Source organism: Corynebacterium sp. HMSC071B10, from assembly GCF_001814825.1.
Lineage (GTDB): Bacteria > Actinomycetota > Actinomycetes > Mycobacteriales > Mycobacteriaceae > Corynebacterium.
The window spans coordinates 276,007-289,592 of sequence record NZ_KV818007.1 but is presented as its reverse complement, the minus strand read 5'-3'; the positions used below and the strand labels follow the sequence as shown (position 1 = coordinate 289,592).

Annotated in this window: 15 protein-coding genes and 1 tRNA gene; all 16 read right to left on the bottom strand. The window is 65.4% G+C overall.

Going from position 1 to position 13,586, the window contains the following annotated elements; translation table 11 throughout:
• Window positions 1-28: 28 nt before the first annotated feature.
• Window positions 29-343, bottom strand: coding sequence for a preprotein translocase subunit YajC (gene yajC, locus HMPREF2990_RS08030; RefSeq protein WP_246817492.1), 315 nt, complete (start codon window positions 341-343; stop codon window positions 29-31).
• 42 nt (window positions 344-385) lie between these two features.
• A complete protein-coding gene (ruvB, locus tag HMPREF2990_RS08025; RefSeq protein ID WP_038590888.1) occupies window positions 386-1,462 on the bottom strand; it encodes a Holliday junction branch migration DNA helicase RuvB in 1,077 nt (358 codons plus the stop codon).
• A gap of 6 nt (window positions 1,463-1,468) precedes the next feature.
• A complete protein-coding gene (gene ruvA, locus HMPREF2990_RS08020) occupies window positions 1,469-2,068 on the bottom strand; it encodes a Holliday junction branch migration protein RuvA (RefSeq protein WP_070763860.1) in 600 nt (199 codons plus the stop codon).
• A gap of 11 nt (window positions 2,069-2,079) precedes the next feature.
• On the bottom strand, window positions 2,080-2,634 hold the full coding sequence (gene ruvC, locus HMPREF2990_RS08015) for a crossover junction endodeoxyribonuclease RuvC (RefSeq protein ID WP_070763858.1): 555 nt from the start codon (window positions 2,632-2,634) through the stop codon (window positions 2,080-2,082).
• Window positions 2,635-2,780: 146 nt separating this feature from the next.
• Window positions 2,781-3,533, bottom strand: coding sequence for a YebC/PmpR family DNA-binding transcriptional regulator (locus HMPREF2990_RS08010; protein ID WP_070763856.1), 753 nt, complete (start codon window positions 3,531-3,533; stop codon window positions 2,781-2,783).
• A gap of 88 nt (window positions 3,534-3,621) precedes the next feature.
• Complete coding sequence (locus HMPREF2990_RS08005) at window positions 3,622-4,500, bottom strand: acyl-CoA thioesterase (protein ID WP_070763854.1); 879 nt, start codon at window positions 4,498-4,500, stop codon at window positions 3,622-3,624.
• A gap of 34 nt (window positions 4,501-4,534) precedes the next feature.
• The gene (locus HMPREF2990_RS08000) at window positions 4,535-5,014 is read right to left on the bottom strand and encodes a hypothetical protein (RefSeq protein WP_070763852.1); all 480 of its coding nucleotides are present in this window, start codon (window positions 5,012-5,014) and stop codon (window positions 4,535-4,537) included.
• 3 nt (window positions 5,015-5,017) lie between these two features.
• Window positions 5,018-6,112 (bottom strand): glycosyltransferase family 4 protein, encoded by a 1,095-nt coding sequence (locus tag HMPREF2990_RS07995; RefSeq protein ID WP_070763850.1) that lies wholly within the window; start codon window positions 6,110-6,112, stop codon window positions 5,018-5,020.
• Entirely contained in the window at window positions 6,113-7,057 is a 945-nt protein-coding gene (locus tag HMPREF2990_RS07990) for a phosphatidylinositol mannoside acyltransferase (RefSeq protein WP_070763848.1), read from the bottom strand.
• A complete protein-coding gene (pgsA, locus tag HMPREF2990_RS07985; protein WP_038590905.1) occupies window positions 7,058-7,693 on the bottom strand; it encodes a phosphatidylinositol phosphate synthase in 636 nt (211 codons plus the stop codon).
• Window positions 7,686-8,198, bottom strand: a complete 513-nt coding sequence (locus HMPREF2990_RS07980) for an HIT family protein (protein ID WP_246817501.1) — start codon at window positions 8,196-8,198, stop codon at window positions 7,686-7,688. Before HMPREF2990_RS07980 ends, pgsA begins: the two co-directional genes overlap by 8 nt.
• A gap of 94 nt (window positions 8,199-8,292) precedes the next feature.
• Window positions 8,293-10,368: a threonine--tRNA ligase gene (gene thrS, locus HMPREF2990_RS07975; protein ID WP_070763845.1), complete on the bottom strand. Its 2,076-nt coding sequence runs from the start codon at window positions 10,366-10,368 to the stop codon at window positions 8,293-8,295.
• Between the two features lie 172 nt (window positions 10,369-10,540).
• Window positions 10,541-11,707 (bottom strand): Dyp-type peroxidase, encoded by a 1,167-nt coding sequence (locus HMPREF2990_RS07970; RefSeq protein WP_070763843.1) that lies wholly within the window; start codon window positions 11,705-11,707, stop codon window positions 10,541-10,543.
• 53 nt (window positions 11,708-11,760) lie between these two features.
• A complete protein-coding gene (locus HMPREF2990_RS07965) occupies window positions 11,761-12,459 on the bottom strand; it encodes a copper chaperone PCu(A)C (protein WP_070763841.1) in 699 nt (232 codons plus the stop codon).
• Between the two features lie 32 nt (window positions 12,460-12,491).
• Window positions 12,492-13,064: a copper resistance CopC family protein gene (locus HMPREF2990_RS07960; protein WP_070763839.1), complete on the bottom strand. Its 573-nt coding sequence runs from the start codon at window positions 13,062-13,064 to the stop codon at window positions 12,492-12,494.
• 188 nt (window positions 13,065-13,252) lie between these two features.
• Window positions 13,253-13,324, bottom strand: a tRNA-Val gene (locus HMPREF2990_RS07955).
• Window positions 13,325-13,586: the final 262 nt, after the last annotated feature.

The following is a 13,586-nucleotide window of genomic DNA, read 5'->3' as shown; positions in this document are numbered from 1 at the left end:
GAAAAACTCTCAGGTGTGACTCGTGCTTTTAGCGCTCCTGCTCGGTCTCGCCCGGGGCGGGCTCGGATGCCGGTGCCGGTGCTGCGGGGTCTTCCACGCGCTTCATCACACCAGCGGTCTCCATCGTGACCTGCACGCCGGGGGCGAGCTCAACAAGCAGGCTGTCGCCGTTGTGCTCCACCACAGTGGCGTGGAAGCCGGCGACGTTGACCACCTTGTCGCCCGGAGCAATCGAGGCTTGCATCTCTTGGACCTGGCGCTGGCGCTTCTTCTGCCCACGCATCATCAGCATGGAGGGCAGCAGGAAAATGAGCAGGACAACGAGAATCATGAGGAAATCCATGCGCCCCATTGTTGCATAGTGGCCTGTGCGGCCAACGGTTCCCTACATCAAGTTCAACTGCCCCGGCGCCTCGGGCGGCGGAGTCATGCCCAGGTGGTCCCAGGCGGCAGCTGTCGCGACACGCCCGCGACCGGTACGCGCCATCAGCCCCGCGCGCACCAGGTATGGCTCGCAGACTTCCTCGACGGTCGAGGGTTCCTCCCCCACCGCAATGGCGAGCGTGTTCACACCTACTGGCCCGCCGCCGTGCCCACGGATGAGCGAATCCAGCACTGCCCGATCCAGCCGGTCGAGACCGCGCTCGTCGACGTCGAATACCGCCAGTGCGGACTGCGCAGCGGCCAGGTCGACGTGCCCGTCGCCGTTGACGTCCGCCCAGTCGCGCACCCTGCGCAGCAGGCGGTTGGCGATGCGCGGCGTGCCGCGCGAGCGCGAGGCAATCTCGACGGCAGCATCGTCGTCAATATTGACGTTGAGGATTGTCGCCGCGCGGGTCACCACGCGAGTGAGATCGTCCACCTCGTAGAACTCCATCTGCGCGGTGAAACCAAAACGGTCGCGCAACGGACCGGTGAGCATGCCGGCGCGCGTGGTGGCACCGACGAGCGTAAAGGGAGGAATCTCGAGTGGAATAGAGGTCGCGCCCGGGCCCTTGCCCACGATCACGTCGATGCGGAAGTCCTCCATCGCCATGTAGAGCATCTCCTCCGCCGGGCGCGCAATGCGGTGGATCTCGTCGATGAAGAGCACGTCGCCTTCCATCAGGTTCGACAGCATGGCCGCCAGGTCGCCGGCGCGCTCAAGTGCCGGGCCCGAGGTCATCCGCAGCGAGGTTCCCAGTTCCTGCGCGATGATCATCGCCATCGTCGTCTTACCCAGGCCGGGTGGGCCGGAGAGCAAGATGTGGTCCGGCGTGACCTCGCGGCGTCGCGCTCCGGCGAGCACCAGGCTCAGCTGCTCCCGAACCTTCGGTTGCCCGATGAACTCCTCGATGGACTTCGGGCGCAGGGACTTTTCGGCGTCGCGTTCCTCGGGCTGCGACGTGGCGTCGATAAGCGAATTGCTCGGCCGCGACATGCCTTCCGGGAGGCTGAACTCTGTTTTCTCCACATCCGACATGGGCGGCTACTTCTTTCCTAGCTCGGACAGCGCGGCACGCAGCAGTGCCGAGGTTTGCGCCTCCGGGTTCGCCTCGACGACCCGGTCCACGGTGGGGCGCGCGCTGCGCTCGGGGAAGCCGAGACCGATGAGTGCCTCGACCACCTGCTCGGTGGCCAGCGAGGACTTCGCCGCGGGAGCCGGCGTTTCCTCCTGGTCGGTGGCGAAGCCGGCCATCTTGTCCTTCAGCTCGAGCACAATGCGCTCGGCCATCTTCTTGCCCACACCGGGGATCGTCTGGATGCGTTTGGTGTCCTGCTCGGAGATCAAGCCCGCGAGCTCGCCCGCGCCGAATACGGAGAGCGAGGCGAGCGCAAGCTTCGGGCCCAGGCCCGTGACGCTTTGCAGGCGGTGGAACATCTCGCGCGCCTCGTCGTCCCAAAACCCGTAGAGCGTCACCCCATCATCTTTGACCACCATGGACGTGAGCACACGGCGGTTTTCGCCGCGAGTCAGCGTGGCCAACGTCGGCGGGCTGGCCAGGAAGCGATAGCCCACGCCCGCGCACTCAATAACCGCGTGGTCGAGCCCGATCGAGATGACCTCTCCGTTGAGCGAATCAATCATGCTGTACTCCTTCACTTCCCTACCTGTGCTGCCTGCTGCGCCTGCTGCAACCGCTGTGCCTGCGCGCTACGCGTGAGAAGCGGCGCGCGCCAGCAGTGGCACACCGCGATGGCCAGCGCGTCCGCCGCGTCAGCCGGTTTCGGCGGCTCCGAAAGGCCCAGGATACGCGTAATCATGGCCGTCATCTGCTTCTTATCGGCGCGACCATTACCGGAGATCGCCTTCTTCACCTCGGAGGGCGTGTACATGTGCACCGGAATGTCACGCTCCGCGGCGGCGAGCACGAGCACACCAACGGCGTGCGCGGTGTGCATCACCGTGGACACATTGCCGCGCTCAAAAATACGTTCCATCGCCACGACATCAGGGCGGTACTCATCCATCCAGTCCCCCACTGCGCGGGAGAGCCGCAGGAGCCGCTCGCCGAGATCTGCGTCCGACGGCGTACGCACCACCCCCACCGAGATGGGGAAGATCTGCCTGCCGCGCCCGGCCTGCACCACGGACAGGCCGCACCGAGTCAGCCCCGGGTCAACGCCCATCACCCGCAGCCCTTCAAGGTGCATGCCTTACCTCCCACACACGGACAACCTACTAACACACATGTTCTACCATAGGTCGCGCCACAGCGCGAAGCCCCGCCGCAGACACCGCGTTACACGCGGCCCACGGCGGGGCATATCGGCACCGAACGCATCGGTGCGTGCGGGAACTAGTCGTCCAGCTGCGCGGCGACCTCGTCGGGGATGCTCATGTTGGTGTAGACATTCTGCACGTCGTCCGCGTCCTCAAGCGCATCAATCAGGTTCAGCGTCTTCTTCGCGGCGGAGAGATCCGCCTCCACCTCGATGTCGGCGCGGAAGTCCTGGTCCGCCCCCTCGACCTCAATGTCGGCGTCCTTCAGCGCGTCGCGCACCGCCTGCACGTCGGTCGGCTCGCAGACAACCTCGAACTCCTCGCCCAGGTCGTTGACCTCCTCGGCACCGGCGTCGAGCACCGCCATAAGAATGTCGTCCTCGGTGAGCTCGCCCTTCTTCACGGTGACGATGCCGGTGCGCTTGAACATGTACGCAACCGAACCGGAGTCGCCCATGTTGCCGCCGTTCTTCGTCATCGCGGTGCGCACCTCGGTGGCCGCGCGGTTGCGGTTATCGGTCAGGCACTCGATGAGCAGCGCAATGCCGTTGGGGCCGTAGCCCTCGTACATCACGGATTCCCAGTTAGCGCCGCCAGCCTCTTCGCCGGAGCCGCGCTTGCGGGCGCGCTCAATGTTGTCGCCCGGCACGGAGGCCTTCTTGGCCTTTTTAATCATGTCGTCGAGCGTGGGGTTACCCGCCGGGTCGCCGCCGCCGGTACGGGCAGCCACCTCGATATCCTTAATCAGCTTCGCCCACAGCTTTGAACGCTTTGCATCGTTCGCAGCCTTCTTGTGCTTCGTCGTAGCCCACTTTGAGTGGCCCGCCATATGGCACCCCTTTTCGTCGCTGGAGGATGAACTTTGACGATTATACGTGCCCCGCGCCGCCTACCCCGCTTTGACTGGTGGACCGCGCCTATTTCTCCGGCACAGCGGTGGCACCCTCACGCAGGTTCCGCGTCAGCCCCTCCTGCACCACCACAGCAACGAGGTTGCCCGCGCGGTCGAAAATGCGCCCGTGCGTGAGCGCGCGACCAGCGTGGGCCGAGGGCGAAATCTGGTCGTAGAGCAGCCAATCGTCCGCACGGAAAGGACGTAAGAACCACACCGCGTGATCCAGCGAGGCCAGCTGCACCTTGCGCCCCGGGTGCGCCGCAAGCGAAGAATGCAGCAGCGTCATATCCGACATGTAGGTCAGCGTGCAGGCGTGGAAGGTGTCCTCGTCCGGCAACCGACGCTTGGAACGAAACCAGACCACTTGCTGGCTTTGCGTGTACTGGTTCGGCGCGTAGCGATCCTGCGGGACAATCCGGATATCCCACTCGTTCCAATCGTGCTTCGACCCCGGCCCCAAATGCTCCGGGTTCGCCTCCTCTCCTAGATCTTCCGGGCTGGGCACTGCACGCATCTCGTCGGAGTGCTCCAGGCCCTCGTCGTCGGTGCGGTGGAAGCTGGCCTGCATGGAGAAGATCACCTCGCCATCCTGGACTGCCTCGACGGTGCGTGTGGCAAAGCTGCGCCCGTCGCGCGGGCGGCCAACCCGGTAGACCGTGGCCTCGTTGGCGTCGCCAGGTCGCAAGAAGTAGCCGTGCAGGGAGTGCACGTGCTTGTCATCTGCGATCGTGCGCGTCGCCGCGACAAGCGCCTGCCCGGCAACGTGGCCGCCGAAGGTGCGCACAAAGTTCTCCGAGTGCATCGCCGCACCGCGGTAGATGTTCTTGTCAATGCGCTCAAGATCCAGGATCCGCTGAATATAGGTGGGCTGGGACGCAGAAGTTGGTAAATCGTGGTGCATGCCACCTCACACTACGCGCTCACGGCCCAGCTGTTCAGTTCAACTCCAGTTCCTCGAGCGCGGCATATTCGGGCAGGGCCGCGGTCCCACCGAGTCGCAGCACACGCACCAGCGGCCGCAGTCGCAAATCGCGCGTGTCGGAGACCGCCTCGTTATAGAAGCGCAGCGCGAGAAACACGCGCGTCTGCGCATCCTGCAGCTCCCGGCGCACTTCCGGTGCCGCAAGCACCTCATCCGTGAGCGCCACAAGGTCAGCGGCAAACGTGCGCTCGAGCTCGAGTCGGCTATCGACGTCACGTGCGTCGAGTCGCACCTCTTCGATCGCACGCGCACGCTCCCGCAGCTGCGGCACCACCGCGGCCACCACCGCAGCGCGCCGATCCAGCGCGGCCTGCAACGCCTCGCGCGAGCGATCCAAGCGCGTGTGCAGCCGGTCTAAGCGCTGTGCTGTGAAATACGCCCACGCGGCGAACAGCGTCACCGCGATTGCAACAACGACCCACACCACCGTCACTGCTTACTCACCCTTCACGTTGGCCGCGCCCACGACCGTTTCGTAGACCGTCAAGATCTGATCCGCCACGGTGTCCCAGTCGTACTCCAGCGCACGCGCGCCGCCCCGTGCAATGAGTTCGTCCCGCGCGTGCGGATCTGCAACGAGCTTGCGCAGCGTCGCCGCCAGCGCAACGTGGTCGCCCACCGGCACGAGTGCCCCGGCGGGTGTCGCCGAGTCTGCGTCGCAGACTCGCGCAAACGCCTCGAGATCGCTGGCCACCACGGCGCAACCCGCCGCCATCGCCTCGACGAGCACGATGCCAAAGGACTCCCCGGACGTGTTCGGCGCGACGTAGATGTCGGCGCGACCCAAGATGCGTGCCTTCTCCTCGTCGCTGACCGCACCGACGAAGTCCACACCCTCGACCGCGGTGATGTGGTGGCCCGCGCCGATGACGGTGACGCGCACGGGGACGTCGAGAAGCGCAATTGCGCGCAGGAAGATATCGAGCCCCTTGCGCGGCTCGTCGAGACGGCCGAGGAAGACGATCTCCACCGGTGCCGCCGGGTCGCGCGGGACACGCGCCTGCCGAAACTGTGCGGTGTCGACACCGTTGGGGATCACGATCGGGTCCGCGCCCACCTGCTCCACCTGCCAACGGCGTGCGAGTTCGCTCACCGCGATGCCCGCGTGGATCTTCTCCAGATTCGCGCGCAGCAGGGGCAGCGCGGCGCGCAGGGCATAGGAGTGCGTTGCCGAGGTGTGATACGTCGCCACGATCGGCCCGCTGGCCAGCGCGGTCGCGACCATGGAGTAGCTCGGCGAGTTCGGCTCGTGCACGTGCAGCACGTCGAAGTTGCCCCGCGCGAGAAACTCGCGGGTGGTGCGCCGCACCTGCGGCCCAAACGCCAGCCGCGCCACAGAGCCGTTGTAGCGCACCGGCACGGCAGGGCCCCCGCGGGTCACCCACTCTGGCAGAGCAGTGCTTGCCGACGCCGGGCCGAGCACCCCAACTACATGCCCCCGAGACCGAAACACGCGCGCGAGATCGAGCACGTGGGACTGCACCCCGCCGGGGTGGTCAAAGGAGTAAGGGCAGACCATGCCGATGCGCATCTAGGCTGCGCCCCCTGACTCCCCTCCGGGTGCCTGCCGACGGCGCGGGTGCGCGGCGTTACGCCACTGTGCATCGGCGGGCCAGATGGGCTGCAGCGCGTGCCAGTCCTGGGGGTGGCGCGCAATGTTTGCGGCGAATTCGTCGGCCACCCGCTGCGCGGTCGCCTCGAGCGTGGAAACCTCCACGGGTGCGGAGACCAAAAAGCCCCACCGCGGACCCCGTGCGGCAGGATCGGGATACCAGGAGTGCGCGACCGCAAGCTGCGCGTCAGTTTCCATGGCGAGCTTGGCCGGGCCTGCCGGCATCGTGGTGCCCTCGCCAAAGAAGCGTACCTTCACGCCGCTTCCTTTCAGGTCGCGTTCGCCCATGAGGCACACGATGCCGCCGTCTGCGAGCACCTCCTTGAGACGCGCAAACGGCGGGGTCGCCGCGCCCGTGAGCGGGAGCACCTCAAAGCCGAGCTGCTCACGGAAGTCCACAAAGGCATCAAACAAGGCCTCCGGCTTGACCCTTTCGGCCACGGTGGCGAAGCCCCCGTAGTGGTGCGCAAGCCACATCCCCGCCATATCCCAGTTACCACTGTGCGGGAGCGTCAAGATCAAGCCCCTACCCTTGTCCAGCGCGGCGTCGATGTGTGCCCGGCCCTCAACACCGACGTCGAGCTCGCGCATAAGTCGCTGCTCGCCCGCAAGCTGTGGGAGGCGGAAAACCTCGTGCCAGTAGCGCGCATAGGAGCGCGTCGCGTCGCGCACCAGCGCCCGCGTCACCTTGGTCGGGCTGACGACCCGGGTGAGGTTTCGTCGCAGCATTTCCATCCCGGCCCCCTGCTGGGACAAGGCGTCCGCGCCGCTCGCGAACATTGCGGCAGTCCACCCGGCGGGCAGCTTGCCGACGAGCTTCCACCCCGCCAGGTAGCCCGCAGTCGCCAGATCGATGCGTTCCATCTACGCCCCCGGCGGTGGTGCGAGACGCTCCGCGGACTGCGGGTCGCGGGCCGCGAAGATGAGGCGCTGCACCACGGTAATGGCGGAGCCGACAAGCAAGACCCACAGGGACACCACGACGGCACCGCCCACGCCGAAGCCCTCAAGGAGCAGCCCGACTACGGCGATGATGAGCCGCTCGGGGCGCTCGATCAGCCCGCCGACGATGCGTAAGCCCCCAGCCTCGCCGCGGGCTTTGATGTAGCTGATCACCTGCGACAGCACGAGCACCGCCAGGCAGGCGGCAACGTGCGCGGGGTGCGCATGATCCACATAGACCAGCCACATGGCGATGGCGGCGAACAGCGCGCCGTCGGTAATGCGGTCGCAGCTGGCGTCCAGCGTGGCGCCGAAGGCGGTACCGCCGCCGGAGAGACGGGCCATCGTGCCGTCGACCATGTCGAAGGCGGCGAAGAAGATACTCAGCAGCGCGGCCCACACCAAGTAGTCGGCAGGGATGAGGACGACCGAGGCGACAACCGTGGCGGCGGTGCCCACCAGTGTTGTCACGTTTGGCGTCAGCCCCACGCGCAGCAGCGCCTGCGCCACGGGCTTGACCACGACGGCCGCGGGCTTGCGCCCGTGCACGCTAAGCATCGCTGTCTCCTTTATCGTTTGGCTGGGGGCCGGGCCAGGCGTCGGCAAGCAGCTGGCGCGTCTCGCGCAACAGCTGGGGGAGCACCTTCGTACCGCCGATGACGGTCATGAAGTTCGAGTCGCCTGCCCAGCGCGGCACGACGTGTAAGTGCAGGTGGTCGCCCACCGAGCCGCCTGCCGCCTTGCCCAGGTTGAGCCCAACGTTGATCGCCTCCGGCGTGGACACGGCTTTGAGCGTGCGCACCGCTCGCTTGGCAAAGACCATCAGCTCCGCGGTCTCCTCGCAGGTCAACGCTTCCAGCTCAGCGACCTTGCGGTACGGCACCACCATAAGGTGGCCCGCGTTGTACGGGTACAGGTTGAGCAGAGCGTAGACCGTCTCGCCGCGGGCGATGATCAGCCCGTCCTCATCACTACCCTTGGGAATATCCACAAAGGGGTCCGTGCTGCGCTTCGGTGCCGTGGCGATGTAGTTGGACCTGTACGGGGCCCACAGGCGCTGCAAACGGTCCGCATCGCCCGCCCCGCTGTCGACGTAGTCGCCTGCCGCGGCCTGGGCAGCGCTGCCGGCGTGAGCGCCGCTGCCGGCACCCTCGCCGTTAGTTCCCACGGCGGGCCGCAATGGCTTCCTCGCTCGGCTGCTCGTTGCGCTTGGCCTCGACCCAGTCGATGATCAGCGCCACGGCCTCGTCGACGGGCACACCGTTGACCTGGGTGCCGTCGAGGAAGCGGAAGCTCACCGCGTTCGCCTCCACGTCGCGGGCACCTGCCACGAGCATGAAAGGCACCTTGCCGGTGGTGTGGGTGCGGATCTTCTTCTGCATGCGGTCATCGGAGTGGTCGACCTCTGCGCGAATGCCCGCCTCGCGGAGTTTGCCCACAACCGCGTCGAGGTGCGGGGCGAACTCGTCGGCGACCGGGATACCCATCACCTGGCGCGGTGCAAGCCACGCCGGGAACGCGCCGGCGTAGTGCTCGAGCAGCACGCCGAAGAAGCGCTCGATCGAGCCGAACAGCGCGCGGTGGATCATCACCGGGCGGGTCTTCGACCCATCCGGGCCGGTGTACTCCAGGTTGAAGCGCTCCGGCAGGTTGAAGTCGAGCTGCACCGTGGACATCTGCCAGGTGCGGCCGATCGCGTCGCGCGCCTGCACGGAAATCTTCGGCCCGTAGAACGCGGCACCCGCCGGGTCCGGAACCAGCTCCAGGCCCGACTTTTCCGCCACCGACTGCAGGATGTTGGTGGAGCGCTCCCAGATGTCGTCGTCGCCGATGTACTTCTCCGGGTCCTTGGTAGACAGTTCGAGGTAGAAGTCGTCCAGGCCGTAGTCCTGCAGCAGCGAGATGATGAACTCCAGCACGCTGGTCAGCTCTTCTTCCAGCTGGTCCTCGGTGCAATAGATGTGCGCATCGTCCTGGGTAAACCCGCGCGCGCGGGTCAGGCCGTGCACCACGCCGGACTTTTCGTAGCGGTACACAGTACCGAACTCGAACAGGCGCAGCGGCAGCTCACGGTACGAACGCCCGCGCGAGTCGAAGATCAGGTTGTGCATCGGGCAGTTCATCGGCTTGACGTAGTAGTCCACCGCCTGCTTGGTCACGTTGCCGTCCTCGTCGACCTCGCCGTCGAGCTGCATCGGCGGGAACATGCCGTCGGCGTACCAGTCCAGGTGGCCCGACTTCTGGAAGAGCTCGCCCTTGGTCACGTGCGGGGTGTTGACGAAGGAGTACCCGGCCTTCAGGTGGCGCTGGCGGGAGTGCTCCTCCATCACCATGCGCACAATGCCGCCGTCCGGGTGGAAGACCGGCAGGCCCGAGCCCACCTCGTCCGGGAAGGAAAACAGGTCCATCTCGTTGCCCAGTCGGCGGTGGTCGCGCTTCTCCGCCTCCTCGAGCATGGTCATGTACTCGTCCAGCTTCTCCTTGGACTCCCACGCGGTGCCGTAGACGCGCTGCAGCCCAGCGTTGTTCTGGTCGCCGCGCCAGTACGCAGCGGAAGAACGGGTCAGAGCGAACGCCGGGATGTACTTGGTGGTCGGTACGTGCGGGCCGCGGCAGAGGTCAAACCACTCGACGTCGCCCGTGCGCGGATTGACGTTGTCGTAGTAGGTCAGCTCACCGGCACCCACCTCGGTCGCCTCGTCCGAATCCGGGTCGACGTTGCCCTTGTCCTGGATCAACTCAAGCTTGTACGGCTCGTCCGCCAGCTTTTCCGACGCCACCTCAGCGGACTCGAAGACGCCGCGGGCAAACTTCTGGCCCTGCTTGATGATCTTCTTCATCCGGCGTTCCAGCTTCTTCAGGTCCTCCGGCGTAAAGGGCTCAGCCACGTCGAAGTCGTAGTAGAAGCCGCCCTCGATCGCCGGGCCGATACCGAGCTTCGTGCCCGGGAACTCCGCCTGCACCGCCTGCGCGAGCACGTGCGCGCAGGAGTGGCGGATTACCGAGCGGCCCAGCTCCGTATTGGCAGCGACCGGGGTAAAGGTTGCGGTCTCATCCGGCACGTGCGAGAGATCAACCAGCTCGCCCGCCTCGTTCTTCACGACAACGACGGCGTTGTCGCCCCGGTTGGGCAGGTTCAGCTCGCGCATCGCCGCGCCCACGGGGGTGCCCGCTGGCACCTCGAAGGGCTCGAACTCTACCTGCACGTTGACATCGGCTACATCGGTGGCCATTGGCGCTCCTTTGCGCATCATCTGGGGTCCGCCGTACCTGGGCGCACCCCTTCAAGTTCACTGTTCGTCATGCGGCGGGCGCGAAAGAGGGCCCGACACGTCGTTGCACATCCTACCCCGCGGCTGTGCGGGGTTGCGGGTTGGCGGGGGTCACGTAGCGTCGAAAAGCAACCTAGGCTTCGAGCAGCGACTGACCCCAGTAGTCGCTCTCACCGACGCCGGGCACGATGTAGTACACGGCCGAGCCGATGTGGGTGATCCACTCATTGAGACGATCGACCTCATCGAGGTGCGCGAGCATCGGGGTAAAGCTCTCGTCCGGGTCGCGCTGATAGGACATGAACACCAGCCCGGCGTTGGACAGCTCGCCGGACCCCGGCTCGGGCGGCAAGTTGTAGTTGTAGGGGCGGCGCAGAATCTTCGTGCCCACCGCGCGGGCGCGCGCCATGTGCGAGTTGCGGTCAATGACCGGCAGCCCGTACTCATCGCGGGCCTCGAAATCAGGCTCCGAAAACTCGTCCCCGCCCGTCAGCGGCGCACCAGTGTCTAAGGTGCGGCCCACCGCCTCTTCGCGGGAGCGGCGATCCAAAAGCTCCCACGTGTCCAAATTCATGGCGATGCGGCGCACCACCAGCGACGTGCCACCGGCAAACGGGCCGGAAGGGATCCACACCTGCTCGTTGTATTCTTCCTCCGTGTGCGGGTTGACCGTCCCGTCCACCTGGCCAAACAGGTTGCGCGGGGTCTCACCCTCCGGCGTGGCCCCGCGCGCGTTGACAAAGCCCTGCTGCACCCAGGCCGTCTCCACGTAATCCACGCCCGCGCGCGTCATGTGCCGCATCGCCCACGCGCCCATCACCGGGTCGTCGCAGCAAATCTGCAGCACCAGGTCGGTCTGCCCCCACTTCGGGTCGAGCTTGTCGCGGGTCATTGCCGGAATGTCGTGCAGCCACTCCGGCTTATCCATCCCCGCCTTGGCGAAAAGCCCCTCGCCGAAGCCGCAGGTAAAAGTAAGGCTTGCGGGCCAAGCCGTCATCTCCGGCTCAAGGCTGCCCAGCGGATTCTGCCCATTGGCCAGCCTGCGCGCGTCCTCAGTCCACAGCCGCATCAGCCGCGCGACCACCTTCGCGTCGGCCCCGTCTTTGAGGTTGAAGCCGATGAGGTTCAGGCACGCCTGCTCAGGCGTGGCCACGCCAGCCTGGTGCGCACCGTGAAAATCTACGGTTGCTTCCCGCAGCGGCAGCGGCGGGGTTTCCGGTTCGTCTGCGCAGGCAGCGAGCATGCTTATCGACGCCACGCCCGCCGAACCAGCGAGAAATCCCCGTCGCGAAACCGCCATCGTAAAAGTTCACTTCCCCTTTTCTAGTTCTGCTTCTGGTGCTTCTCTTGCTACTAGTGTGCGCTGTGATCCATCTCGCCATGGTCCATGTCGCCATGTTCCATCTCATCGTGGTTCATCGCGCTGTGGCCCGCGAGCTGGCCGTCTTCGCCGTAATCCTCGCCGCCCGGCAGCATGGAGCGCACCGCGACGCCGTCGACAGCAATGCTCTCACCGTCAGCGGTTTCGAACTCGATGTCAACGGTGTCGCCTGCCGGAATCTCCGGGGCGTAGCCCATGATCATCAGGTGGTCGCCGCCAGGGGCCAGCTCTGCCGTGCCGCCAGCCGGGATGGTGATGCCGCCCTCCTTCTCCTGCATGACGCCGTCCACGGTCTCGTGGATCTCGTAGGAAGCCTCGCCCAGCGAGGTGGTGAAGCCGGTAACCGTGATCTCGTTGTCCGAGGTGTTGTGGATGGTGCCGAAGATGGCGGTCATCTCGGTGCCGTCCTCCGCATCAGCGGCAGCCTTGGCGCGCACGGTGGCGTTCTCCAGTTTGAGGTCGCCGTCGCCAAGCAGCTCACCCTCGCCATCAGCTGCATCGGAGGAGTCTGCGGCCGCAGACTCGGTTGCGGCGCTCGAGGTGGCTGCCTCGGATGCGGCGGTGGTCTCCTCGGTCTGCGTGGAGTCGTTCTCATTCGCAGGGCTGCAGGCACCGAGCGTCAAGGTTGCCACAGCTGCAAGTGCGATGGTGGTGGAACGGGAGATAGACATGTTCTTCTCTTTTCTGTCGGGATGAGTGGGTTTTACTTGTTCTTTCGGCCGATGAGGACGATGCCGACGCCAAGTACGGCGATCACCGCGACGATGATCCCGATAAGTACACCGGCGCTCATACCGGAATCCTGCGTTGCAGAGCCTTCGGATGCGGCATCAACTGCCGCGTCGTCATCGTTTGCGCTCTCGGAGTGTGCTCCGGCCGCCGGCTCGTAAGTAAAGGTGGTGCGGCCTTTTGTTGAGTGACCGTCAGAAGAGATGATCTGGAACCCAACCTGGTACTCGCCAGGCTCGGCGTTCTCCTCCACTTCTGCGGGGACATCAACAGTCACCAGTCGTTCGTTTAACTCGGGCTCCCCAGTGAACAGGATCTCACCGTCACTGACGCGAGACAGCGCGACGGTATTAAACCCCTCCTTCGGCTGCCCAGAGAACTCCAACGTAATCGAATCCGGGAACTCCGAGACCACAGATGCGTTCTCCGGGTCCCCACCGATCACCGAGTCATGAGCGAGTGCCGCCGGGGCACCAATCGCGGCTAGACCTGCGACAGCGCCGGCCGCGGCCAAAGCGCACTGCGTGCGCCACGGGAAGCGTTGCATCAAAAAGGCTCTCCATTCTTTGGTCGCGCGGAGGGACGTGTGTTTCACGTTTCCGCTTAGGAGAGTAGTCGGGCCACAGCCCTAAAGAGTTCCCGGCCCACCAACTTTTGTTTGATGCCCTGATGCCCGCCCAAAATGGGGGGTTCAGAAAAGAAGACAGCCGCCAGAAGCTGGCGGCTGTCTCGGTGTGGTCCTAGCTGGGATCGAACCAGCGACCTTTCCGGTGTGAACGGAACGCTCTTCCACTGAGCCATAGGACCGAACGAGTAAGTACTTTACAACGCCGGTGACCTTTTCCACGAATCCGCAGGATATGGGGCGCTTTGCGCGCTCCGCCCCCCAAAAACACGCGGCGTGGCTTTCAAACTACAGTGTTGTAATCCCCACCCCTCCAACCGAGACCACTAGAGGTGCCACTTTACGCGCATGACCTCACGATTTGGACTCTGGTGAGCAACAGGTTAATGTTTTATCTCGCACAATGCAGTGCATGCGGATGTAGCGCAGTTGGTAGCGCATCAC

Excerpts from the sequence above, each read along its gene's own strand:
- yajC (WP_246817492.1), bottom strand. The coding sequence starts at position 343 with ATGGATTTCCTCATGATTCTCGTTGTCCTGCTCATTTTCCTGCTGCCC.
- ruvB (WP_038590888.1), bottom strand. The coding sequence starts at position 1,462 with ATGTCGGATGTGGAGAAAACAGAGTTCAGCCTCCCGGAAGGCATGTCG.
- ruvA (WP_070763860.1), bottom strand. The coding sequence starts at position 2,068 with ATGATTGATTCGCTCAACGGAGAGGTCATCTCGATCGGGCTCGACCAC.
- ruvC (WP_070763858.1), bottom strand. The coding sequence starts at position 2,634 with ATGCACCTTGAAGGGCTGCGGGTGATGGGCGTTGACCCGGGGCTGACT.
- HMPREF2990_RS08010 (WP_070763856.1), bottom strand. The coding sequence starts at position 3,533 with ATGGCGGGCCACTCAAAGTGGGCTACGACGAAGCACAAGAAGGCTGCG.
- HMPREF2990_RS08005 (WP_070763854.1), bottom strand. The coding sequence starts at position 4,500 with ATGCACCACGATTTACCAACTTCTGCGTCCCAGCCCACCTATATTCAG.
- HMPREF2990_RS07995 (WP_070763850.1), bottom strand. The coding sequence starts at position 6,112 with ATGCGCATCGGCATGGTCTGCCCTTACTCCTTTGACCACCCCGGCGGG.
- HMPREF2990_RS07990 (WP_070763848.1), bottom strand. The coding sequence starts at position 7,057 with ATGGAACGCATCGATCTGGCGACTGCGGGCTACCTGGCGGGGTGGAAG.
- pgsA (WP_038590905.1), bottom strand. The coding sequence starts at position 7,693 with ATGCTTAGCGTGCACGGGCGCAAGCCCGCGGCCGTCGTGGTCAAGCCC.
- thrS (WP_070763845.1), bottom strand. The coding sequence starts at position 10,368 with ATGGCCACCGATGTAGCCGATGTCAACGTGCAGGTAGAGTTCGAGCCC.
- HMPREF2990_RS07970 (WP_070763843.1), bottom strand. The coding sequence starts at position 11,707 with ATGGCGGTTTCGCGACGGGGATTTCTCGCTGGTTCGGCGGGCGTGGCG.
- HMPREF2990_RS07965 (WP_070763841.1), bottom strand. The coding sequence starts at position 12,459 with ATGTCTATCTCCCGTTCCACCACCATCGCACTTGCAGCTGTGGCAACC.
- HMPREF2990_RS07960 (WP_070763839.1), bottom strand. The coding sequence starts at position 13,064 with ATGCAACGCTTCCCGTGGCGCACGCAGTGCGCTTTGGCCGCGGCCGGC.